Origin of the sequence: Paucibacter hankyongi (assembly GCF_037482915.1) — a bacterium.
Classification (GTDB): domain Bacteria; phylum Pseudomonadota; class Gammaproteobacteria; order Burkholderiales; family Burkholderiaceae_C; genus Paucibacter_A; species Paucibacter_A hankyongi.
The window spans coordinates 34,112-55,649 of the sequence record NZ_JBBHJX010000023.1 but is presented as its reverse complement, the minus strand read 5'-3'; the positions used below and the strand labels follow the sequence as shown (position 1 = coordinate 55,649).

19 protein-coding genes and 2 tRNA genes are annotated in these 21,538 nt (G+C 59.4%); 10 read left to right on the top strand and 11 right to left on the bottom strand.

Annotation, left to right across the window (positions count from 1 at the left end):
- Positions 1-52: 52 nt before the first annotated feature.
- The 3 genes from WG899_RS21040 to trxA form a co-directional block, all read right to left on the bottom strand.
- Positions 53-310, bottom strand: a complete 258-nt coding sequence (locus tag WG899_RS21040; RefSeq protein WP_339597619.1) for a type B 50S ribosomal protein L31 — start codon at positions 308-310, stop codon at positions 53-55.
- Between the two features lie 175 nt (positions 311-485).
- Positions 486-1,751, bottom strand: coding sequence for a transcription termination factor Rho (gene rho / locus WG899_RS21035; RefSeq protein WP_263536629.1), 1,266 nt, complete (start codon positions 1,749-1,751; stop codon positions 486-488).
- 263 nt (positions 1,752-2,014) lie between these two features.
- The gene (trxA, locus tag WG899_RS21030; RefSeq protein WP_339597618.1) at positions 2,015-2,344 is read right to left on the bottom strand and encodes a thioredoxin TrxA; all 330 of its coding nucleotides are present in this window, start codon (positions 2,342-2,344) and stop codon (positions 2,015-2,017) included.
- A 228-nt stretch (positions 2,345-2,572) separates the two neighbouring features.
- On the opposite strand from trxA, the gene WG899_RS21025 reads away from it, so the two are divergent.
- The 3 genes from WG899_RS21025 to WG899_RS21015 all read left to right on the top strand — a co-directional run bounded on the left by WG899_RS21025 (position 2,573) and on the right by WG899_RS21015 (position 5,093).
- Positions 2,573-2,649 (top strand) — tRNA-Pro (locus WG899_RS21025).
- A 263-nt stretch (positions 2,650-2,912) separates the two neighbouring features.
- Positions 2,913-4,901 (top strand): OPT family oligopeptide transporter, encoded by a 1,989-nt coding sequence (locus WG899_RS21020; RefSeq protein WP_339597617.1) that lies wholly within the window; start codon positions 2,913-2,915, stop codon positions 4,899-4,901.
- Positions 4,902-5,016: 115 nt separating this feature from the next.
- Positions 5,017-5,093 (top strand) — tRNA-Arg (locus WG899_RS21015).
- Positions 5,094-5,223: 130 nt separating this feature from the next.
- On the opposite strand, the gene WG899_RS21010 is transcribed toward WG899_RS21015, so the two are convergent.
- A complete protein-coding gene (locus WG899_RS21010; protein ID WP_339597616.1) occupies positions 5,224-5,916 on the bottom strand; it encodes a glutathione binding-like protein in 693 nt (230 codons plus the stop codon).
- 64 nt (positions 5,917-5,980) lie between these two features.
- Here WG899_RS21010 and WG899_RS21005 point away from each other — a divergent pair, with 64 nt between their 5' ends.
- Positions 5,981-6,724 carry a hypothetical protein gene (locus WG899_RS21005; RefSeq protein WP_339597615.1) on the top strand — a complete coding sequence of 248 codons (744 nt, stop codon included), beginning with the start codon at positions 5,981-5,983 and terminating at the stop codon, positions 6,722-6,724.
- A gap of 37 nt (positions 6,725-6,761) precedes the next feature.
- On the opposite strand, the gene WG899_RS21000 is transcribed toward WG899_RS21005, so the two are convergent.
- Both WG899_RS21000 and WG899_RS20995 read right to left on the bottom strand, forming a co-directional pair.
- Positions 6,762-7,835: a phosphotransferase family protein gene (locus tag WG899_RS21000; RefSeq protein WP_339597614.1), complete on the bottom strand. Its 1,074-nt coding sequence runs from the start codon at positions 7,833-7,835 to the stop codon at positions 6,762-6,764.
- A 62-nt stretch (positions 7,836-7,897) separates the two neighbouring features.
- Positions 7,898-8,602, bottom strand: coding sequence for a Crp/Fnr family transcriptional regulator (locus tag WG899_RS20995; RefSeq protein WP_339597613.1), 705 nt, complete (start codon positions 8,600-8,602; stop codon positions 7,898-7,900).
- A 286-nt stretch (positions 8,603-8,888) separates the two neighbouring features.
- Between WG899_RS20995 and WG899_RS20990 the strand changes: the two genes are divergently transcribed.
- Positions 8,889-11,135, top strand: coding sequence for a type IV pilus assembly protein FimV (locus WG899_RS20990; protein WP_339597612.1), 2,247 nt, complete (start codon positions 8,889-8,891; stop codon positions 11,133-11,135).
- Positions 11,136-11,166: 31 nt separating this feature from the next.
- On the opposite strand, the gene WG899_RS20985 is transcribed toward WG899_RS20990, so the two are convergent.
- Genes WG899_RS20985 through lptF form a run of 5 tightly spaced genes read right to left on the bottom strand, consistent with a single transcriptional unit; the run spans position 11,167 to position 16,037 of the window.
- On the bottom strand, positions 11,167-12,384 hold the full coding sequence (locus WG899_RS20985) for a pyridoxal phosphate-dependent aminotransferase (RefSeq protein WP_339597611.1): 1,218 nt from the start codon (positions 12,382-12,384) through the stop codon (positions 11,167-11,169).
- Positions 12,385-12,395: 11 nt separating this feature from the next.
- Complete coding sequence (locus WG899_RS20980) at positions 12,396-13,340, bottom strand: CysB family HTH-type transcriptional regulator (RefSeq protein ID WP_339597610.1); 945 nt, start codon at positions 13,338-13,340, stop codon at positions 12,396-12,398.
- Between the two features lie 14 nt (positions 13,341-13,354).
- A complete protein-coding gene (locus tag WG899_RS20975) occupies positions 13,355-13,747 on the bottom strand; it encodes a sirohydrochlorin chelatase (RefSeq protein ID WP_339597609.1) in 393 nt (130 codons plus the stop codon).
- A gap of 26 nt (positions 13,748-13,773) precedes the next feature.
- Positions 13,774-14,916 carry an LPS export ABC transporter permease LptG gene (gene lptG / locus WG899_RS20970; RefSeq protein ID WP_339597608.1) on the bottom strand — a complete coding sequence of 381 codons (1,143 nt, stop codon included), beginning with the start codon at positions 14,914-14,916 and terminating at the stop codon, positions 13,774-13,776.
- Positions 14,913-16,037, bottom strand: coding sequence for an LPS export ABC transporter permease LptF (gene lptF, locus WG899_RS20965; RefSeq protein WP_339597607.1), 1,125 nt, complete (start codon positions 16,035-16,037; stop codon positions 14,913-14,915). The genes lptG and lptF overlap by 4 nt, the downstream gene beginning before the upstream one ends.
- 28 nt (positions 16,038-16,065) lie before the next feature.
- Between lptF and WG899_RS20960 the strand changes: the two genes are divergently transcribed.
- From WG899_RS20960 to WG899_RS20940, 5 genes are all read left to right on the top strand, one after another.
- The gene (locus WG899_RS20960) at positions 16,066-17,535 is read left to right on the top strand and encodes a leucyl aminopeptidase (RefSeq protein ID WP_339597606.1); all 1,470 of its coding nucleotides are present in this window, start codon (positions 16,066-16,068) and stop codon (positions 17,533-17,535) included.
- A 25-nt stretch (positions 17,536-17,560) separates the two neighbouring features.
- Positions 17,561-17,992, top strand: coding sequence for a DNA polymerase III subunit chi (locus WG899_RS20955; RefSeq protein WP_339597605.1), 432 nt, complete (start codon positions 17,561-17,563; stop codon positions 17,990-17,992).
- A 29-nt stretch (positions 17,993-18,021) separates the two neighbouring features.
- A complete protein-coding gene (locus tag WG899_RS20950) occupies positions 18,022-18,366 on the top strand; it encodes a hypothetical protein (RefSeq protein ID WP_339597604.1) in 345 nt (114 codons plus the stop codon).
- 163 nt (positions 18,367-18,529) lie between these two features.
- Positions 18,530-19,672 (top strand): branched-chain amino acid ABC transporter substrate-binding protein, encoded by a 1,143-nt coding sequence (locus WG899_RS20945; RefSeq protein WP_339597603.1) that lies wholly within the window; start codon positions 18,530-18,532, stop codon positions 19,670-19,672.
- Positions 19,673-20,152: 480 nt separating this feature from the next.
- Positions 20,153-21,535 (top strand): TIGR03013 family XrtA/PEP-CTERM system glycosyltransferase, encoded by a 1,383-nt coding sequence (locus WG899_RS20940; protein WP_339597602.1) that lies wholly within the window; start codon positions 20,153-20,155, stop codon positions 21,533-21,535.
- The last annotated feature ends 3 nt before the right edge of the window (positions 21,536-21,538 follow it).

Sequence of the window (21,538 nt, the reverse complement as noted above, 5' to 3'; positions counted from 1 at the left end):
AGGCAAAAAAAAGGGCAGCCGAAGCTGCCTTTTTTCTTCAGCCTCAAAAGGCTTACTTCTTGGCGAAGCCAGCAAACTTGTTGCGGAACTTCTCGACGCGGCCGCCCAGATTGTCGATGCTCTTTTGCTGGCCGGTGTAGAAGGGGTGCGATTCGCTGGTGGTTTCCAACTTGACCAGCGGCATTTCGCGGCCGTCTTCCAACGTGATGGACTCTTTGCTGCTCATTGTCGAGCGAGTCACAAACTTGAAGCCGTTGGATTGGTCCACGAAGCAGACTTCGCGGTAGTTGGGGTGAATGCCGTCTTTCATGAGAAACCTCTCGCTCGATTTGCGCTGACGTGCCGGCAGCTTCTCGCCACACCATGTGACGCACTTTCCGACAGCGACAAAAACGCGGATTATAGCCAGGAAACGAGGGCTTGGCTAGCCGAACCCTCGCGAGGCGCCCAATTGCAGAGATTTGGGCGCCGTGAAGTCCGATGAATCAACCGCCTCGACGCATCATGTCGAAGAAATCCAGGTTGTTCTTGGTGGACTTCATTTTGTCCAGCACGAACTCCATCGCCTCGATTTCGTCCATGTTGTAGAGCAGCTTGCGCAAGATCCAGCTCTTTTGCAGGATCTCGGGCTTGAGCAACAGCTCTTCGCGGCGAGTGCCGGACTTGTTGATCAAGATCGAAGGGTAGACGCGCTTCTCGGCCATGCGGCGATCCAAGTGGATTTCGCAGTTGCCGGTGCCCTTGAACTCTTCGTAGATCACTTCGTCCATGCGGCTGCCGGTATCGATCAGCGCGGTGCCGATGATGGTCAGCGAGCCGCCTTCTTCCACCTTGCGGGCAGCGCCGAAGAAGCGCTTGGGGCGCTGCAGGGCGTTGGCGTCCACACCGCCGGTCAAGACCTTGCCCGACGAGGGCAAGACGTTGTTGTAGGCGCGAGCCAAGCGGGTAATCGAATCCAGCAGGATGATCACGTCCTTCTTGAGTTCGACCAGGCGCTTGGCGCGTTCGATCACCATCTCGGCCACTTGTACGTGGCGGGCGGCAGGCTCGTCGAAGGTCGAGCTGATCACTTCACCGCGCACGGTGCGGATCATCTCGGTCACTTCTTCGGGGCGTTCGTCCACCAGCAGCACGATCAAATGCGAGTCGGGATGATTGGCCACCAGCGCGTGCGCGATGCTCTTCATCATCTCGGTCTTGCCGGTCTTGGGCTGCGCGACGATCAGAGCGCGCTGGCCTTTGCCGATCGGGGCGATCAAGTCAATGATGCGGCCCGTGACGTTTTCTTCGCCCTTGAAGTTGTCGCGTTCGAGCTTGAACTGTTCGCGTGGGAACAATGGCGTCAAGTTCTCGAACATGATCTTGTGCTTGCTCTCCTCGGGCGTCAGTTGATTGACGCGGTCAACCTTGACCAGGGCAAAGTAGCGTTCGCCGTCTTTGGGGACGCGCACTTCGCCTTCGATCATGTCGCCGGTGTGGAGATTGAAGCGACGGATCTGGCTGGGGCTCAGATAGATGTCGTCGGTCGACGCCATATAGCTGTCGTCGATGGAGCGTAAAAAGCCAAAGCCGTCGGGCAGCACTTCGAGCACGCCGTCGCCGAACACTTGTTCGCCGCCCTTGGCGCGCTTCTTCATGATCGCAAACATCAGCTCCTGCTTGCGCATGCGAGCGACGTTGTCGATTTCCAAGGCCTCGCCCATCTTGATGAGTTCGGAGACGTGGAGTGCTTTCAGTTCTGAAAGATGCATGGGTGAACACCCGGTAGTTCGTCAAAAGTCCTGCCAAGGACTGGGGACAGATACTTCGGCAGCCGGCTCATCCGCTGATGATGGGCGATGGCGCATGGCCGGTGAGGGCGGGCGTTGTCGCGGAGCAAGAAACAATGCGGGAGCTTGGGCGCCGAGTCCACGCGTCGTGGCCATTAAAAAGGCCTAGAGCGTGTTGGCAATACGCTGCTGAAGCGGGATGCAAGTGCTTGAGAAATGCGCCCCGCTACAGCAATCTGCGTTGATTATAGGTTGGCGTCCAGGAAGGCCGTCAACTGGGCCTTGGACAAGGCGCCAACTTTGGTGGCGGCCAGTTGGCCGTCTTTGAAGAGCATCAGCGTCGGAATGCCGCGGATGCCGTATTTGGCGGGCACTTCGCGGTTTTCGTCGACGTTCATTTTGGTGATTTGCAAACGATCGCCGTAGTCCTTGGATACTTCATCAAGGATGGGGGCAATCATCTTGCAGGGGCCGCACCATTCGGCCCAGTAGTCCACCAGCACGGGCTTGCCTGCTTGAATGACATCGGAATCGAAAGACGCGTCGGAAATGTGTTTGATCAGTTCGCTACTCATGGAGTGTCCTTGGGCGGGCCGGATGCAGGGCCGGCAGAGCGCCAGTCATGGCTGGCATTGGTGCTGAATGATTTTGACACAAAGACTGACTCAGTTTCAGGGAGGGGCATTGGCGTGAGTCTTGTTGATGTGCGAGCGCTGCACAGAGGGCTGAGGGGAACTTATTCCACTTATTTTTCAAAACTCTTTACGAGTGCTAAAAAATCAGGCTAGAATAGTCGTCTTAGTCGGGGCGTAGCGCAGCCTGGTAGCGCATCTGCTTTGGGAGCAGAGGGTCGCGAGTTCGAATCCCGCCGCCCCGACCAAGACCCAATTGGATAACCCGCTGTGAGCTCAGGCTTGCAGCGGGTTTTTTCATGCCCGCTTCAAGGGCCGAGCAAAGGTAAGGGCATGCCCAGATGTGCAGGCAAGTCATGCGGCGCGTCCCTGGGTATCCTCGCTTGTTCCGCCTCTGATCGGGCGCGGAAAATCCGGCGAGGCGTCTCGCGTGAATTGGCGCAAGTCAGCGCGAATGGGCGCGAACTGGCGTAAATGGGCTGACCAAGCCTTCAACTCTTTCTCTTCTCTCATGGCTATCCAAACACTGACCGACGAGCAGATTCGCACCTGGACCCGGGCGCAAAAAGACGAGTGGTGGTTCAAGAATGTCTATCGCGGCGATATGCCGCAACTGACGCTGCGCTCGGCGCTAACGGGCTTTTTGCTCGGTGCGGTGTTGGCTGCAACCTCGCTTTATATCGGCGGCAAGACCGGCATTGGCATTGGCGTGGGTTTGACCTCGGTCATCATGTCTTTTGCGCTGTTCCGCGCCCTGCATGGTGCGGGTTTAGCCTCTGACTACACGATCCTGGAGAACAACTGCACCCAGTCGATCGCGACGGCTGCCGGCTATGTGGTGGCGCCGCTGTATTCGAGCTTGGCAGCCTATATGTTGATCACCGGCCGCATCATTCCGTGGTGGCAGATGATCACCTGGATGGCGGTGATTTCCATCTTGGGTGTGTTGGTGGCTTTTCCGATGAAGCGCCGCTTCATCAATGAAGAGCAGTTGCCCTTTCCCGAGGGGCGCGCCAGTGGCGTCGTGCTGGATTCCTTGTACACCGGTGACGCCGGCGAGGGTGTCTACAAGGCCCGTTTGCTGGGGCGGGTTGCGATGTTCACGGCCCTGTATCAGGCGGTGGTCAGTGATGGCTGGATGAAGCTGCTTCAGTTCAAGATCCTGCGCATGGATCAATGGGCTGGCATGAAAGAACCCTGGCACATCCATGAGCGGCTCGACAGCTATTACTACCAGGCGGCCGCCAAGGCCGAGCTGTGGATTCCCAAGATCATGGGCGTAGATTTCCGCGTCCTCGGTCTTCGTTTGACCTTGGATGCGGCCATGCTCGGTGTCGGCGGCTTGATGGGTATCGCGGTGGCCACCAGTTGCATGCTGGGCTCTTTCATCAACTTCGTGATTCTGGCGCCCATCATGATCAATGCGGGCGATATCGCTCAGCGGGTCTCGCCGGCCGGTGCGGTGGTGCCGATCTCGCGCGCCGAGATCGTCAATCAATGGTCGCTGTGGTGGGGCGTGGCGATGATGGTGGTCGGCTCCTTGGTTGGCCTGCTGGCCAAGCCGGAGCTGTTCACCAGCATGTTCAAGTCCTTTGGCAAGAAGAAGGATGCTGCCGCCGCAGGCCCTGACTTGCTTGCAGGCATTGAAGTGCCGCTGTGGATCTCTTACGTCGGTGTGCCGGTATTCAGCATTTTGGCAGCTTGGGTTACGCACGCCTTCTTCGGCGTGCCGATGTTCCTGGCGCTGGTGTCTCTGCCCTTGATCTTTATCTTGACCGTGATTTGCACCAATGCCATGGCCTTGACCTCTTGGACGCCGACCGGCGCGCTGTCCAAGATCACTCAGTTCACCATGGGTGCGATTGATCGCTCGAACCCAGCCAGCAATCTGCTGCCTGCCGGCATGACCTCGGAGATTGCCTCCAATGCGGCCAATCTGCTTTCAGACATCAAGCCGGGCTATATGTTGGGCGGCAAGCCGCGCCATCAGGCGATTGGTCATGTGATCGGCATTTTTGCTGGGGTGATGGCTTGCGTGCCTTTGTATTTCTTGCTCTTCTTGCCGGCCGACGCCAATGGTGTGCGCTCGACGGCGACCTTGGTGTCTGAACAATTCGCGATGCCGGGTGCGCTGCAGTGGAAGGGTGTGGCTGAATTGATTGCCAAGGGCCTGAAGGAGTTGCCTAGCTCGGCCCTCGTGGCTATGGCTGTGGCGGCGGTTTGTGCGGTGCTCATTGAGCTTGCTCGCATTGTCACCAAGGGACGCTTCCCGCTGTCGGCCGTGTCTATCGGTTTGGGTGTGGTGCTGCCGCCGGAGTCGGTGTTCGCCATGTGGGTCGGCGCACTGCTGTTCTGGTTCATGGGACGCAAGAACAAAACGGCTGGTAGCCCGGGTCATCGACTTTGGGTTGAAGGCTGCGAGCCGATTTGTGCCGGTTTGATTTCCGGTGCTGCTTTGATGGGCATTGGCAATGCCATCGTCAATGTGTTGATTGGCTGATCATCTGAATGGCGTAGGCGCAGAGTTTGGCTGGCAAGCTGGCCGAACCTGAGCTTCGCTCATGTCACAATGACGCCCCTGCTGAAGTCTTGGGCGCCAAGATATCAGCCTCTGACCGACCATAGCTCAACTGGATAGAGCACCCGCCTTCTAAGCGGGCGGTTGCAAGTTCGATTCTTGCTGGTCGGGCCACCTCACCATCGTGAGCCTGGTTTCCCGTGCATTTCCCTGCGCTGTCTCAGCATTTGCGCCTGCGAATCAGCGGCAAACAAAGGCTCGATCTATTTCGAGTCGGTGCGGCCTGTGCTGATTGCGCGGGCCTTCAGTGCCTCTTGTACTGACTTTCGCCGAACAGGTTTTCGCGCGCCTTGTCGTTGGTCAGGGGCCTGTGCTGTGTAGACAGCACGTCCAGGCCTCTCTGCACCGCCGGGCGTGCGCTGACCTCGTCAAACCAGCCCTTCAGGTGCGGATAGTCGCTCAGTTCAATGCCTTGGTTTTTCCAGGAGCGCAGCCAAGGGAAGATGGCTATGTCGGCAATGCTGAAATTGCGCCCGCCGAAGTAGGTGGCCGCGGCCAGTCGCTTGTTCATCACGGTGTAAAGGCGCCGTGCTTCACTGCTGTAGCGTTCAATCGCGTACGGAACTTTTTCCGGCGCGTAAATGCGGAAATGGTGGGCTTGCCCCAGCATCGGCCCAACCCCGCCCACCTGGAACATCAGCCATTGCAGCACCTCATATTTACCCGCCGTGTCGGGCGGCAAGAACTGACCGGTCTTGCCGGCCAAGTACAGCAAAATGGCGCCGGATTCGAACAACGAGATCGGTTTGTCTTCGGGGCCTGCGGGGTCGATGATGGCGGGAATCTTGTTATTCGGGCTGATGCTCAAAAAACGAGGCTCAAATTGGGCTCCGCTGCCTATGTCCACGGGGATCACCCGATACGGCAAGCCGCATTCTTCCAACATGATGTGAACCTTGTGGCCGTTGGGTGTGGGCCATGAATACACTTCGATCATTTTGTTTCCCATCGATCAAGGGCTTGCGGGCATACCGCCCTGGCTCAGTGCATTGTCCTAGCTCATGTTTTTTAAGCAAGTAAAACACTGGTTTGTGGCGCGTGCGAATGCCTCGCGCTGGCGCTCCATTTCCGACTGGGCCGAGGCTCGCAATGGTCAATTCCGGATGGCGCGTGATGGTCAAGGCTTCTTGATCGAGCAGCCGAAGGCCTTGCCGGGCGCATTGCGGATCGAGTGGGGGCGCTCGCAGCGGGCCTATATCGAGGGCTTTGAATTGCGCATGCGCTGCGAGCTGCGCTTGCACAGTGATCTGCAATTGCTGATTCTTTGCCGGCAGTTGATGGAAAAGCTCGAGGCCTCGGTGTTCGAGGCCTACACCGATACCTTGAAGACCCGAGTTGACACCGACACGCCGGAAGAGATGCGTTGGTTGGTGATGTTCCCCAAATTCAGCCACATCAGCTCTAAGTTGGTTCGGCAGCGTTTTGGCGCGCTGGGCGTCAACAAAGAGTTGACCGCTGAGTGGGTCGAGGGGGAATTGAGTTCTCTTTTGGCGCAGGCCAGCTTGGAACTCTTGCCCGAAGGCCAGCCTTTCGTGCTGATGACCATGCGCGGCAATGTCTATTTGCGCACGGCGATGGCTGAGCCTTCATTGCCGAAGATACAGGCCTTGGTCAAGTTGCTGGAGTCGGCCTGCAAGGAAGCGCAGTCGGTCAACGCGCGCTTGTCGGACCGCGGTCCTTGGCCCACGACCACTTCGGTGGCGTGGCAAAGCTCTCGGCCGGAGGAGGATCAAGCGCCCGCTTGAGTCGGTCTGGCCTGCTGGTGATTTGGCTGCGCCGGGCCTACGCCCGCTCGGCAAATTGCCAGGCCAGGGCGGCCAGGGGTGCGGCGCCGGCCGCAGCCTCGCGCGCTTGGGCGCTGGCGGCTGTGCCTTCTTCAACCCGTTTGGCAATGCCTTGCAAAATCGCCGCGATACGGAACAGGTTGTAGGCCAGGTAAAAGTTCCAGTCACGCATTAAGTGATCGACGTCGGCGCGCCCGCTGCGCTCGCAGTAGCGGCGCACATAGTCCAGTTCGGCTGGGATGCCCAGGGCCTGCAAGTCCAGTCCGGCCAAGCCGCGTGCGGCACCCGAAGTTTGGATGTGCCAGCTCATGCAGTGATAGCTGAAGTCGGCCAAGGGGTGGCCCAGTGTTGAGAGCTCCCAGTCCAGCACGGCGAGGACGCGAGGCTGCGTGGGGTCAAACATCAAGTTATCGATCCGGAAGTCGCCGTGGACGATGGACACCTCGCGCTCATCACGGGCGGAGTCGGGCATATGGCTGGGCAGCCACTGGATCAGGCGGTCCATGGCGGCAATCGGTTGCGTGACCGAGGCCAGGTATTGCTTGCTCCAACGACCGATCTGGCGTTCAAAGTAATTGCCCGGTTTGCCATAACTGCTCAAGCCGATGGCTTTGTAGTCAATGCGATGCAGCGCGGCGATCACCCGGTTCATCTCATCAAAGATGGCGCCGCGCTGGTCCGGGCTCATGCCGGGGAGGGCGGGGTCCCACAACACCCGGCCGGGCATGAACTCCATGATGTAGAAGGCTCGGCCGATCACCGACTCGTCTTCGCACAGCGCCAGCATGCGTGGCACGGGCACGGCGCTACCCGCCAAGGCCCCCATGACGTTGAACTCTCGCTCGATGGCGTGCGCCGAGGGCAGCAGCTTGGCCGCTGGCCCCGGCTTGGCGCGCATCACATAGCAGCGCGCGGGCGTGATCAACTTGTAGGTCGGGTTCGATTGCCCGCCCTTGAATTGCTCAATGCTGAGCGGCCCCGCAAAGTCCGCCAGGTGGTTTGAAAGCCAAGCGCTCAAGGCCTGCGTGTCGATGGCTTGGCTGGGGGCGCCTGTTCCGGTGAATGCTTCCATGGGGCTCTTGCTGTCCTAGCGTTGGGTGAAGGTGCGGCTGGCAGCCCGGGGTGGGGCTGTGATCAGCCGCTGGCGATGGCCAGTAGTTTTTCTTTGCTCAGAACCACCAAACGAGTTGGCTCGACGCGTACCGCGCCTTCGCGTTCGAAGCTCTTCAACTCCTGATTGACTCGCTGCCGCGAAGCACCCAACAGCTGGGCCAGGTCTTCTTGCGCCAACTGCAGGCCGATGCGAATCTCTTCGCCCTGCTGCACGCCGTAGGAGCGTGCCAGCAGCAAGATCTGCTTGGCCAGGCGCGAGGCCAAGGGCAGGGTGTTGAGGTCCTCGACCACGTCGAACATCAGGCGCAGGCGGCGGCAGTTGAGGCGCAGCAGCGCCTCGTAAAGTTCGGTGTGCGAATGCAGCAGGGCCCGAAAGTCGGGCTTGCGCACGACCAGCAAGGTGGTGGCGCCGTGGGTGTAGGCATCGTGGGTGCGTGGCAGTCCGTCGAACAAGGAAATATCGCCGAACCAAGTGCCCGGCTCGACATAGGTCAGCGCAATTTGTTTGCCGGCCAGTGAGACCGAGCTGATGCGCACCGCACCCAAGGCGACCCCGACCCATTCCTCTGCGGTTTCGCCGCGACAAGACAGCAGGGCGCCATCGTTCAAGCGGCGAACCGTGGCCCGGGAAAGGATGTCGCTGCGCAGGGGCGCTGAGAGCTTGGAGAACCACGACCCCGATTCGATGTTGTTGCGTTCGGGGAGTGTAAGAACCGTACTGTTCATGCTTTGTCGCTGACGTGACAGCAGGACGCTGCTGTGCTTCGGAGGGCATTGTCCACGAGCACCGTCAACCGCGCTCGTGGTCCGCGCAGCGTTGGAGATCAGTGGCTTGCTGTCGGCTTCCTGCACTGCGGATGCGCAACTGATGCGCAACTGATGCGCCGTGAGCCGCTGGCACTTTAACAACGCCGCGCTATCCCTGGGATCAGCGGGCAGTCTGCCATGCTAGAGTGAGAGAACTAACATTTGCCCCGGCATGTACCGAGAAACTGCAGCGCCCCTTTTTGTCATGCGTACCACTTGTGTGGGTGCCCTTTTGCTGTGCGGTCTGGCGCTGGGTTTGACCGACAGTGCGCAGGCGCTGGGTTTGGGGCGGCCGCAGATGCGCACGGCGCTAGGTCAGGCCCTCAACCTTGAGTTCCCGCTCAGTCTGAGTGCCGGAGAGTCGCTGTCCGCAGACTGCGTGACGGCCGAAGTGACCGCTGGAACCAGTCGCCTGCCCGCCGCGGCAGTGCGCGTGCAACTGCAGGGCGCGAGTGACAGCTCGGTGCGCGCGATTCGGGTGCTCAGCAGTGTCAAGATTGAAGAGCCCATCATCAGTGTGACGCTGAACCTGGGCTGCCCAACCCGATTGACGCGCCAATACAGTGCCTTGCTGGACCCGCCGAATGCGCAGGGACAGCATGCCGGTTCCGACATTGAAGAGTTGCCGCAGCAGGCGATGCCGCCACGTTACTCGCCGGCTTTACGGGCAGCCTTGGCCACCACGGGCGCTAAACCGCAAGATTTATTGGGCGCTGATGTGACCGACGCGGGGGCGTCTGAGCGCCTGTCGTCTGGCCCGGCGCTCGCTGCGGCCGCCAAGTCCAGTAAGCCAGCCAAACCGAGCAAGTCCAAGAAGCCTGCCGAGCTTGGTGCAGAGACAGCCAACTTGGCGACCGCACCAAAAGAGTTGGGTGCGGTGGAGGCGGCTCCGGTGCGAAAAACTGGTGCTGAGCCTCATGCACAAGCTCAGGTCGGCAAGTCTGCAGGTTCAGGCAAGGCGGCTGCTGCTGCGGAGCGGCCCGCGCCTCTGGACAGTCCCAAGTTGAGGCTCGAGCCCTTGGATTCGGTGGTGTCCGCCGCAACCGCAGCGCATGTCGCGGCCAGCGCAGCCGAGGCAGAAGCGGCCTTGCAGCGTTTGAATGCGCTGGAGGCTGGGCTGGGCAAGTTGCGCGAAGACAAGCGCCTGTCCGAACAGAAGCTGAAGGACATGCGTGCGCAAGTCGCCGCCGAAGCGTCGGGCGACGGGGCTTCAAGCGGTGTGGATCCCTTGGTCTTGGGGCTGGGTTTGCTCAGCCTGGGTTTGGGCGGGGCCTGTGCCTATCTGTGGCAAGCGCGCAAACGGGGGCAACAGGGGCATGGCGCCAGCTGGTGGGCAGCCGCGGGTGCTGCCCATGATGACTTTGAGCCTGCCGAGAGAACGGCATCAGAGTCAAGCGCAGCGAGCGCTCTCGGATTGGGCTCGCTGACGACAGTAACGCCGCAGCCCGAGGACGTTATGCCGCAGCGCGGTGTGGCGACTGCCGATGTAGCTGCCGCTGCCACTGTCGCTGTCTCGGCCGCCTCCACGGATTTGGGCGCCTTGGGGCGCGATGATGAGCGCACCATTTCACTCGCCAAATTGAGCGATGTGGACCATGCCTTGGACTTTGCGCGTCCCAATGCCGCGGATCTGGATTTGTCATCCAAGTTTGGCCTGCTGCCTCAAGAAGAGTCGCCAGCTCATAGCGACGCTGCGCGCATGGCCGGGCTTTTTGGCCATGACGCAGCTGCCGAGCCACTCAGTGTGCAGTTTCTGGATGCTGCGCCCCAGGCTGAATTTGCGCCCGTGACCGGGCTGGGTGGCCTCGGTGCCGCGGCCCCGATCAAGGGTTTGGTTAGCGTCGAGGCTTTGATCGACCTCGAGCAGCAGGCCGATTTCTTCCTGGTGCTTGGCCAAGAGGAAGCGGCGGTTGACCTGCTCCAAGACCGCATCAAGAGCGGCATCGACAGCGCCTTGCCGTATTTGAAGCTGATGGAAATCTGCCAGCAGCGTGGCGATGCGCTGGCTTTTGCCGATATTGCAGGGCGTTATGCGCTACGTTTTGATGCCTCCGCGCCGAATTGGGATCAGGATTTGAGCCAGGGTCGCGACTTGGAGGCTTACGCCGACGTCCTGCGTGAAATTCAGGGCCGTTGGGTGGACAGCGGCGCCAGCATGAGCCTGTTGCAAAAGCTGTTGTCCAATCAAGCGGCTCGCGGTGTGAGCCTTGAGTTGCCTGCCTTGCGTGACTTGCTTCTGCTGTACAGCGTGGCGCGTGATCGCTCGGAGCATGAGGTCCGAGGGCAGGAAATCGATCTTTTCTTGCCACTGGAGTCCGAGCAGAGCAGTCAAACTGGCTTCGGCATGATGGCGACCATGGTGTGGCAGGCGGCTCCGGCGGCCGATGCCGGTTCGACCGCGCCGGTCGATGTGGACATCGTGCTGGACGAATTGCCGCCGCCAAAATCCTGAGTAACTCTGGGTTTGAGCGGGCCGAGCCGGTTCAAATTTTCTGTAGCAGGCTGAGTGCCCGGTCCAGCGTTTGATCTTGCTTGGCAAAGCAGAATCGGATGATGGTTTGATCGCTGCCCTGGGCATAAAACGCCGACATCGGAATGGCCGCGACACCGCACTCGCGGGTCAGCCACTCACAAAACTGATGGTCGTTCAGCGCTGGCAGATGGGATGCGCGCAGATCGCCATAGTCGACGCATTGGAAATAACTGCCCTCGCTCGGGAGTAGCTTGAATTTCGTGCCCGCGAGGCCGGCTCGGAAGCGATCGCGCTTGGCTTGGTAGAAATCCGGCAAGTCGAGATAGGGTCTGGCGTTCTCCATATAGCTGGCCAGGCCATACTGCATGGGCGTGTTGACGGTGAACACGTTGTATTGGTGAACCTTGCGGAACTCATGCGTCAGCGCCGCGGGCGCCGCCACATAACCGACCTTCCAGCCGGTCACGTGATAAGTCTTGCCGAAACTGGAGACGATGAAGCTGCGGCTGAGCAAGTCTGGGTAACGAGCCACGCTTTGATGCGCTCCGCCGTCAAAAACCATGTGCTCATAGACCTCATCACTGATCAGCAGAATTTCGCTGCCGCGCAGCAAGTCGCTCAGGCAGCTCATTTCATCGTCGGTCCAGACGGTTGCGCTGGGGTTGTGCGGCGAGTTGATGATCAGCGCGCGGGTGCGCGGCGTGATGGCTGCGGCGATGCGAGCGAAGTCGGGGCGAAAGCTCCCGGGTGTCAGTGGCACAGGGACGGGCACGCCGCCGGCCAGCTCGATATTCGGCAGGTAGCTGTCGTAACAGGGTTCCAGCACGATCACTTCATCGCCCGGGTGCACCACGGCCAGCAGGGCAGTCAGGATGGCCTGAGTTGCACCCGCCGTGATGGTGATCTCGCTGTTGCTGTCAAAGGCATGGCCATGCAGCGCCTCTATCTTGCGAGCCACCGCTTCGCGCAATGGGGCCACGCCTGGCATCGGTGGGTATTGGTTGTGTTGGGCCCGCATGGCCGCGGTGACGGCCTCCGGCAAGGCGGGGTCGCAGGCAAAGTCTGGAAAGCCCTGCCCCAGATTGACCGCGTCATGGGCCTGAGCCAGCGCAGACATGGTGCTGAAGATGGTGGTGCCGACCCTCGGCAGTCGGCTGCGCAAGCTGGGGCTTGGGGGAATGGTTGCGGCGTTTGATGAGGGCTTGGGGAAGGGCGGAGGACAGGACATCGTGGGGCAGGTCAAAGGCTGTAGTCGCTGGCGTCGCCGTTCATGGCGCGCTCCAGCAAATGCCGGTTCAGCCGCTCGGACAGCAACTCGGCAAAGCTGTAGACATAGTTACGAAGATAGGCGCCGCGCTTGAAGGCAATGCGGGTGACGTTTTGGCCAAACAAATGGCCCAGCGGGCGCGACACCAGATCGCCCCCGGGAGGGTCTTCGCGCACGGCCATTTCGGCCACGATGCCCGCGCCCATGCCAAGCCGCACATAGGTCTTGATGACATCGGAGTCGATCGCCTCAAGCACGATATTGGGGTGCAGGTGCCGCGCCGCAAAAGCCTTGTCGATGCGGGTCCGACCGGTGAAGCTGGGGTGATAGGAGACCAGCGGCTCGGCCGCCAATTGCTCCAGCGTGGGCCGCTCGACCAGCGCCAGTGGGTGATCGACCGGCACCACCAGGACATGCTGCCATTCGTAGCAGGGCAGGCTGACCAGTTCATCGATGTGGGCCAGTGACTCAGTCGCCAACCCGACGTCGGCACTGTCATCCAGCAGCATGCGAACGACCTGGTCCGGCGTGCCCTGATGCAGGCTGACGCGCACCAAGGGCAGTTGTCGGCGCAGTTGTGCCACCGGACCTGGGAGCACATAGCGGGCCTGGGTGTGGGTGGTGGCGATCGACAGGGTGCCGTTGTCCTGCTTGGAATACTCTTCACCGATGCGTTTCAGGTTGCCGACCTCACGCATGATGATTTCGATGGCGGCCAGTACCTGCTGGCCTGGCTCGGTGATGCGGCGCAAGCGCTTGCCGTGGCGCGAAAAAATATCGATGCCCAGTTCTTCTTCCAATTCCAGGATGGCCTTGGAAACGCCCGGCTGCGAGGTGAAAAGGGCCTTGGCGGTTTCGGTCAGGTTGAGGTTGCGACGGGCAGCCTCTTGCACGAAGCGGAACTGGTGCAGGTTCATGCTGAAGTGTCCTTCTAGCGCGCTTCGGCCTTGTGCGCTGGCGCCAGCCAGGCCAAGCTGGCTTCGGTCATGGCCTGCAGCACGGGTTCTTGGTCTCCGATGGCGGGGTGCAGCAGCCATTCGACGGCCGTGCCGTATTGCGCCGTCAAGCGTTCGATCAGCGGCGGGATGTCCTTGCGCACATGGCCGCCGGTGCCCAAGAACATCGGCACCACATGAATGCGCGTACAACCCTGTGCCACCAAGCCATGGGCGGCTTCTTCCAGCCCGGGTTGCATGAACTCCAAAAAAGCGAGCGCGAGAGGTGTGCCGGCCTGGCGTATTGCGATGCGGCGGGCCACTTCCTTGAAGGGACGCGCCCAATCAGGGTCGCGCGCACCATGGGCAAACAGCAGCATTCCGTCCATTCGAGGTTCCATTCGGGAAAGAGGTCTTAGCGATAGCGAACCAGCCAGCCAAAGGCCGCCAGCGACAGGCCCAGATAGGCCAGGCTGGGCGTTGCGGCCACCATCCACGGCGTCCAGTTCTTCAAGATGCCGATATGGCCCGCCACATTGTTCAGCAGCACAAAACTGATGCCCAGCATGATGCCGCCGAACACCTTCAAGCTGATGCCGCCAGAGCGCCCGTGCATATAGGCAAAGGGCAGGGCCAGGGCGATCATCACAAAGCAGGCAAAGGGATAAAAGGCCTTGCGCCAAAACTGGATGTTATGGGCTTGGGCCGATTGCTCTTGGGCCGACAAATGCTTGGTGTAGCGGTACAGCTCCAGCGTAGACATGGAGTCGGCTGGCAACACGGCCGCCGCAATCACGCCCGCATGCAGCGAGCTTTGCCAGTTCAATACCGGTAGCGTGCTCTCCTTCACGACCGGGCTCGTGTCTTCGGTTGCACTTGCGGTCGATACGCTGACAGGGTGCTGTGGCAGCCACTCGGACTGCGTGACCTCTTCCAATCGCCACAGGCCTTGGCCATCAACGCTGGCTGACTTGGCTTCAATGCGCGATAGCAGGCCGCCGTGCGCATCGAATTCAAAAATGCGCACCCCCAACAAACTGCCGCGCGCATTCGCTTGGCTGACGTTGATTGAAAAGCTGCGCTCTTGGCCGTCCACCACTTGATGGTCTTTCAGCCAGGCTCCGCGGCGACCCGAGTTGACATCACCGGTGAAGCGAGCGCGCATCAAATCGGTCTGGGCATCAAAGTAGGGCGCCGCATAGTCGCCGATCAAAAACGTCAGGGCCGCCAGCACGGCTGCCAGACTGGCCAGCAGACCCAGGGCGCGGCGTGGCCCAAGACCACCGGTACGCAGGATCGTGAACTCGCTCGATTGCGCCATGCGCGCCAGCGAAAAAATGCTGCCAATCAAGGTGCCAATCGGCAGCAGTTGGTAAGCGTGCCCGGGTAGCTTCAACAGTGCCACAAGCGCGGCTTTGGCGGCACCCGCGCCAACACGGTTCATGCGTTCAAGCTCTTCGACGAAATCGATGAAATAGAACAGCGCTAAAAAAGACACCGACACAAACAGGATGGAGCTGATGATGTCGCGGTAGAGCAGTCGGCGGACGGTCTTCATGCTCCGGCCGCTCCAGTTGCATCGACGGTTGAGGTCTTGTGGCGCCGCCAGGGCAGGCATAGCCGGTTGCCTTGCTCCCGCAACCAGAGCACGGACATGGCCAGCAAGAACACGCTGCCGTGCACCTGCGCCAAGCCCACTGCGAGGCTCACCTTGCCGGTACCCACCCAGGACTGCGTCAGGCTGAGTAAATTGAAATAGACCACAAAGCTGAGCAAGGCAAACAGTAGGTTCCAACTGTTGGCGCGGCGCGGGTTGGTGGCCGCCATGCCCAGCCCGAGCAGGGCCATATTCAGGCACGCCAAGATCATGCCAAAACGCCAGGCCAACTCGCCGTCATTGCGAGGATTCGGGTTGCGTAGCAACTCCAGCGTACCGGTGGCCTTGGGCGGGAGTTTTTCGGCGCTGCGCAGCACCTGACTGTCGGCCAGGATCTTGTATTGTTCAAAGCGAGCTAATGATTTCTCACCGCTCTCCAAATTGCTCTCATTGCGCTGGCCACGCTCAAGCACCAAAAAGCGGTCGGCTTCGGTCAATTCGACATGGCCTTTTGCCGAGGTGGTCACGGCCTCGGTCTTGCCTTGCTGGGTCAGGATGAACACATTGCGGCCGGTGCGGCCGTCCGCGCTGTCGCGGTCGATGAAAAAGACGCTGCTGCCGTCTCGTGAGGCCTGGAATTGGCCCGGCGCCACGCGGGACAGGTCGCCGCGTTTTTGATATTGCTCGCGCAACTGGTTGCTGTTCTCGTTGCCCCAGGGCCAGAGCAGCAACTCCAGGACGACCACTGCCAACAATACCGGCAGGGCCAATTGCAATACCGGCTTGATGAAACGACGCAGGCCAATGCCGCTGGCAAACCAGATGGTCATTTCGGACTCGCGGTACATGCGTCCGAGCGAGGCCACGATGCTGATGAACAGGGATAAGGCCAGCATCGTTGGCAACTGGGCCAAGGAGGCGTAAGCCATCAACAGCAAGACATCTTGAGGCGCGACATTGCCCCCGGCGGCTTGGCCGAGGGTGTTGATCAACATCATCGTCAACACAATGGTCAGGATGACCACCAGGGTCACACCGAAGCTGCGAGCCAGTTCGGAACGTACGGAGGAATCGAATAACATCCGGGCACTTTATCTATTCGGCGACATTATGGACTTCCGTACACAGTCTGCGTCCTTCGACGCTTTGGCCGGCATCAATGCCGATGCTCTGATTCTGGTTCTTGCGGGCGAAGAGTTGCCTGCCGGTTTTGATCCGGCGCTGGCGGCCTTGGTGAAGGACTCGATCAAATTGGGTGACTTCGAACTCAAGGCTGGCAAGGTCTTGAGCCTGCAGCGAGCCGCTGGTGTGAAGGCGCCACGCCTGGTTTTGGCGGCGGCCGGCAAAGCCTCGTTGAAGAGCGCTCGTACTGCGTTTCAAGCGGCCCTCGGTCAGTTGAAGGGCCGTGGCGCGACGCACGCTGCGACGGCTTTTGTTGGCTTTGAGGCGATGAGCGACAGCCTGGCCGAGCAGTTTGTGTTGGCTGCCGGTGATGCCAGCTATGTTTATCGTCACACCAAGCCGAGCGCGCCTGCTCAAGGCAAGTTGGGCAAGCTGAGCCTGTTGCTCAACAAGGCCGATGAGGGCGCGGTCAAGGCCGCCAAGGCAGGCTTGGTGCGCGGGCAGGCGATTGGGGCTGGCATTGAGCTGGCGCGCGAATGTGCCAACCGCCCAGGTAACTACGCGACCCCGACCTATCTGGGTGAGCAGGTCAAGGCGCTGGGTAACACGCACGGTCTGAAGGTTGAAATTCTTGATCGCAAGGCGGTCGAGAAACTGGGCATGGGCTCCTTCCTGTCGGTCGCTCAGGGCTCAGACGAACCGCTGCGCTTCATTGTGGCGCGCTATGACGGCGCGGCTAAAACTCAAGCTCCGGTGGTCTTGGTCGGCAAGGGCATTACCTTTGACTCGGGCGGTATCTCGCTCAAGCCGGGCGCCGAGATGGATGAGATGAAGTTCGACATGGGCGGGGCTGCCAGCGTGATTGGTACGCTGCGCGCCGTGGCCGAGTTGAAGCCGAAGCTGAACTTGGTGGTGTTGATTGCGGCCTGCGAAAACATGCCCAGCGGCCGCGCGCTCAAGCCGGGCGATGTGGTGACCTCGATGTCGGGTCAGACGATTGAGATCTTGAACACTGATGCTGAAGGTCGTTTGGTGCTGTGCGATGCGTTGACCTATGCCGAGCGGTTCAAGCCGGCGGTGGTGGTCGATGTGGCCACGCTGACCGGCGCTTGCGTGATCGCTCTGGGTGGCGTGCGCAGCGGCATGTATGCCAGCGATGATGAGTTGGCTGCGGCCTTGTCGGCCGCTGGCGACGCCGCGCTCGACCCATGCTGGCGCATGCCCTTGGACGAAGAGTACGACGAAGGCTTGAAGACCAACTTTGCTGACGTGGCCAATGTGGGTTCGCGCGCTGGTGGTTCGATCACCGCGGCCAAGTTCCTACAGCGCTTTGCGGGCAAATTCCGCTGGGGTCACCTGGACATCGCCGGAACCGCTTGGAAGGGCGGTGCCGCCAAGGGCGGTACCGGTCGCCCGGTGGGGTTGTTGACGCACTTCGTGTTGTCGCAAGCCAAGTGATGGTTCAGCAGAAGGTCTGGCGAGCATGACCGAGGTCGCGTTTTATACCGGGGTACCCGACCGCCTGGCCTATCTGTGTCGACTGCTGCGCAAGGCGCAGCAGTCGGGCGCCCGCATTGGTGTGTGTGGCTCACCAGCCGTCCTGCAGCGGTTGGACCTTGCCTTGTGGGAATTTGAAGCCAGCGAGTTTCTGCCGCACCTCTTGTTGTCGGAAGAGCCTGCTGATCAGGCTTTGCTGGATGCGACGACGATTTTGCTGACACCCAATATTGCCAGCCTGCCGCACCGGGAGTTGTTGTTGAACCTGGGCATGGAAATGCCCGAGGGCTTTGATCAGTTTCAGCGGGTGTTGGAGGTTGTTTCAACCGAAGCTGAACAGGTTCAGGCCGGGCGCCGACGCTATAAACAGTACGAAGCCCTTGGGCATTCGGTCAAACACCATAAGGTGAGCAATTGAGTTCACAGTCGCGTCGCCTGGTGCCGACCTTGACCGAAGTGCTGGAGATGCCGGAGTTGGCGCCAGTTCAGGCGAGTTCGGCTGATTCTTTGCCTGACCTTGTCGTTGATCTGGCGCTGGATGTGCCGGCTTTAGGGCCCCAGGCCTTTGTTGGCAGTGCTCTCGAAGATGTCCACTGGGTCGAGCCTGTTGCGGCAACCGACGAACCTGGTACTTCGACCGAATTCAGCCCCGCAATTCGAGACTTGATCTCGACTGCGCTCGATACAGCAATGGCGGAAATGAGGGTGAGCTTGCAGACTCGCATCGAAGAACTCGTTCGGCAAGCGCTGGTGGCGCAGAGCGCACAAACCTCCTGCACCAAGCAAAGTTAAGTGTCGCGCTCGGAATAGTGATGGCGACACACCACAACGCGGACAACAACTCAATCGTTTACCACGCTTTCCCCATATAGGGCGGTGCATGTTTTGAGTTATGTTTCAAGAGTTGAGATTTCAACAGCCAAAAGCTCTCCTTCTTCCAACTCGGAGGTAATTCATGCAAGTTAAGTTGAATGTTGTTGTCGGCGCCGTTGCGCTGCTGATGAGCGGTACAGCCATGTCGCAAGACCTGGTTGTCAAGATCGGTCACGTCGGCCCCACCAGTGGTGCTATTGCCCACTTGGGCAAGGACAATGAGTTGGGTGCCCGTATGGCCATTTCCGAACTGAACGCCAAGGGCGTGATGATCGGCGGCAAGAAGGCCAAGTTTGAACTGCTGGCCGAAGATGATGCTGGTGATCCGAAGCAGGGCACGGCCGCTGCGCAGAAGCTGGTGGACTCCAAGGTCAATGGCGTGATTGGCCACTTGAATTCGGGCACCACCATTCCCGCATCCAAGGTCTATAGCGATGCAGGCATCCCGCAGATTTCTCCTTCTGCGACCAACCCGAAGTTCACACGCAATGGCTACAAGACAGCCTTCCGTGTAGTGGCTGATGACGTGCATCTGGGCGGCACGCTGGGTAAATACTCGGTCAAGGAACTGAAGGGCCAGTCGATTGCTGTCATCGATGACCGTACCGCTTACGGTCAAGGCGTGGCTGACGAGTTCGAAAAGGGCGTCAAGGCTGCTGGCGGCAAGATTGTTGGCCGCGAGTTCACCAATGACAAAGCCACGGACTTCACCGCCATCCTGACCTCCTTGAAGGCCAAGAAGCCAGATGTGGTCTTCTTTGGCGGTATGGATGCTGTGGCCGGCCCGATGCTGCGTCAGATGAAGCAATTGGGCATCGAAGCCAAGTTTGTTGGCGGCGACGGCATCTGCACCGGCGAACTGCCGAAGCTGGCTGCTGGCACCATGGGTGATAATCAGGTTTACTGCGCTGAAGCCGGTGGTGTTGAGGGCGAGTCCAAGGTGTCTTCGGATGCCTTTAAGGCCAAGTTCAAGGAGCAATTCAAGGTGGACGTGCAGATCTATGCACCTTATGTCTACGACGCCGTCAAGGTGATGGTTGCCGCGATGGAAAAGGCTGGTTCTGCTGATCCCGCCAAGTACCTGCCTGTGTTGGCCAAGACAGACGGCTACAAGGGTGTCACCGGCACTATTACCTTTGACAACAAGGGTGACATCAAGAATGGCGCTTTGACGATGTTCACCTACAAGGGTGGTGCACGTTCACAGATCTCTGTGGTTCGTTGATCAGAAAAGTCAGTTTTTTGAATCGAAAAGCCCGCCTCGGCGGGCTTTTTTTATTTTTCGAAAACCTAGGTGAGGACACGCGACCGGCCGCACGCTGTGGCGTTGACGTCGTCAGACATTCATTCATTGCTCCGAGCTGTGGAAAACGCACGTTCGCTCCGGTCAATGAGCTCCGAAAGTGCTGCGGCATGGGTTCTACTCGCGGCTGATTTGATATTCAACGCTTGGTGGCGCGCAGCAAAGTAAGTGATCGAGCTTTCTCAAGCTGACTGCCCCCTTCAAACGGGGGGCTTTCAAGTTCTGCTGGTACAGGCATCATCGGACCGCGATCAAGGTGGATGGCGCTGAGTTGAGTTGAAAAATCGAAGTTGTTACGGCAATAGCTTGATGCTCGATTCGTTGTTGGTGATTCGAGTGTTCAGCTGAGGTTCAACCCTCAAACGCGCAGAGCAGTAAGTCTTAGTGATCGGGGAACAAAAAATGGTCCGAATTTTCAGCCACTATTTGCATAAGCAGACCTTGCTCCATGTCTTTTTCGACTTGGGCTTGATTCTGTTTGCCGTTGTTGCTGTGGTTTTGAGTCAAGGCGAGTCAGCGTCTACAGTGATCCCATTTGTTGCATCACATGGACTTTCCTTGGCCGGATGCATGTTCGTGATCAATTCGGCCAGTGGCTTGTACCAGCATGTGCACAATCGCTCCGTTACCGAGTCTTGCGCCCGTGCTCTGTTGGGGCTGCTTTTTGGTCTGCCTTTGGCTTACGCAATTTTCAGTCTTCTCCCGGTGAACAGTAGCCACCGTGAATTGATTACCTTGGTCGCCATGGCCGCTGTCGCAGCTGTGATGGTTCATCGCGTTTACGCCGCCCATTCAGGTGCGCAATCACGCCTGCGTACGCGTATTTTGATTTTTGGGTCTGGTGCGCCTGCCAAGACAGTGGGTGAAACCCTGCGTGCAGCCGACCCCCATGCCTTGATTGTTGGGTATTTGCCTGGTCCCAATGAAGAGCAGCAGGAAGTTCCGCAAGCGGAAATTATTACTTCACGTGGTTCCCTGACCGAGACAGCCAAAAGCTTGGGCGTTGATGAGATCGTCGTGGCTTTGTCCGAGCGTCGTGGGGGCAGCATGCCTTTGCGCCAACTGCTGGATTGCAAGTTGTATGGCATTCGGGTCGTGGACATTGCCACTCACTTTGAGAAGACGCTAGCGCAAATCAAGATCAGCCATGTCAATGCAGGTTGGTTGGTTTTTGGCGATGGCTTCAATCAAGGCATGATTCGGACGGCATTCAAGCGACTGTTCGACATTGTGTTTTCCGCCATGATTTTCATTCTGGCGCTGCCGATCATGATCGTCGCCGCAGTGATGATTAAGTTGGAATCGGCCGGGCCGGTTTTCTACCGGCAGGAACGTGTTGGATTGAACGGTACTGTTTTTAAGGTCATCAAGTTCCGCAGCATGCGGACGGATGCTGAAAAGGACGGGAAGCCGCGTTGGGCGACCGTCAATGATGACCGGGTGACTCGAGTTGGACGTTTCATCCGCAAGGTCCGTATCGATGAGCTTCCCCAGTTGCTGAACGTTTTGCGTGGCGAAATGAGTCTGGTGGGCCCTCGTCCGGAGCGCCAATTCTTTGTCGACGATTTGGTCAGCAAGATTCCTTATTTCGCTGTGCGCCACAGTGTCAAACCTGGTGTGACGGGTTGGGCTCAGGTTCGTTATGAATATGGCTCGACTGTTGAGGACTCGATCGAGAAGCTGCAGTACGACCTGTACTACGTCAAGAACAATTCTCTGTTCTTGGATATGCTGATCATGCTGGAAACCGTGGCCGTGGTCTTGACCGGCAAGGGCGCCCGCTGAGAC

What these genes read in the sequence shown, in the direction of transcription:
- WG899_RS21040 (WP_339597619.1), bottom strand. Translation starts at nt 310, where the DNA reads ATGAAAGACGGCATTCACCCCAACTACCGCGAAGTCTGCTTCGTGGAC.
- rho (WP_263536629.1), bottom strand. Translation starts at nt 1,751, where the DNA reads ATGCATCTTTCAGAACTGAAAGCACTCCACGTCTCCGAACTCATCAAG.
- trxA (WP_339597618.1), bottom strand. Translation starts at nt 2,344, where the DNA reads ATGAGTAGCGAACTGATCAAACACATTTCCGACGCGTCTTTCGATTCC.
- WG899_RS21020 (WP_339597617.1), top strand. Translation starts at nt 2,913, where the DNA reads ATGGCTATCCAAACACTGACCGACGAGCAGATTCGCACCTGGACCCGG.
- WG899_RS21010 (WP_339597616.1), bottom strand. Translation starts at nt 5,916, where the DNA reads ATGATCGAAGTGTATTCATGGCCCACACCCAACGGCCACAAGGTTCAC.
- WG899_RS21005 (WP_339597615.1), top strand. Translation starts at nt 5,981, where the DNA reads ATGTTTTTTAAGCAAGTAAAACACTGGTTTGTGGCGCGTGCGAATGCC.
- WG899_RS21000 (WP_339597614.1), bottom strand. Translation starts at nt 7,835, where the DNA reads ATGGAAGCATTCACCGGAACAGGCGCCCCCAGCCAAGCCATCGACACG.
- WG899_RS20995 (WP_339597613.1), bottom strand. Translation starts at nt 8,602, where the DNA reads ATGAACAGTACGGTTCTTACACTCCCCGAACGCAACAACATCGAATCG.
- WG899_RS20990 (WP_339597612.1), top strand. Translation starts at nt 8,889, where the DNA reads ATGCGTACCACTTGTGTGGGTGCCCTTTTGCTGTGCGGTCTGGCGCTG.
- WG899_RS20985 (WP_339597611.1), bottom strand. Translation starts at nt 12,384, where the DNA reads ATGTCCTGTCCTCCGCCCTTCCCCAAGCCCTCATCAAACGCCGCAACC.
- WG899_RS20980 (WP_339597610.1), bottom strand. Translation starts at nt 13,340, where the DNA reads ATGAACCTGCACCAGTTCCGCTTCGTGCAAGAGGCTGCCCGTCGCAAC.
- WG899_RS20975 (WP_339597609.1), bottom strand. Translation starts at nt 13,747, where the DNA reads ATGGACGGAATGCTGCTGTTTGCCCATGGTGCGCGCGACCCTGATTGG.
- lptG (WP_339597608.1), bottom strand. Translation starts at nt 14,916, where the DNA reads ATGAAGACCGTCCGCCGACTGCTCTACCGCGACATCATCAGCTCCATC.
- lptF (WP_339597607.1), bottom strand. Translation starts at nt 16,037, where the DNA reads ATGTTATTCGATTCCTCCGTACGTTCCGAACTGGCTCGCAGCTTCGGT.
- WG899_RS20960 (WP_339597606.1), top strand. Translation starts at nt 16,066, where the DNA reads ATGGACTTCCGTACACAGTCTGCGTCCTTCGACGCTTTGGCCGGCATC.
- WG899_RS20955 (WP_339597605.1), top strand. Translation starts at nt 17,561, where the DNA reads ATGACCGAGGTCGCGTTTTATACCGGGGTACCCGACCGCCTGGCCTAT.
- WG899_RS20945 (WP_339597603.1), top strand. Translation starts at nt 18,530, where the DNA reads ATGCAAGTTAAGTTGAATGTTGTTGTCGGCGCCGTTGCGCTGCTGATG.
- WG899_RS20940 (WP_339597602.1), top strand. Translation starts at nt 20,153, where the DNA reads ATGGTCCGAATTTTCAGCCACTATTTGCATAAGCAGACCTTGCTCCAT.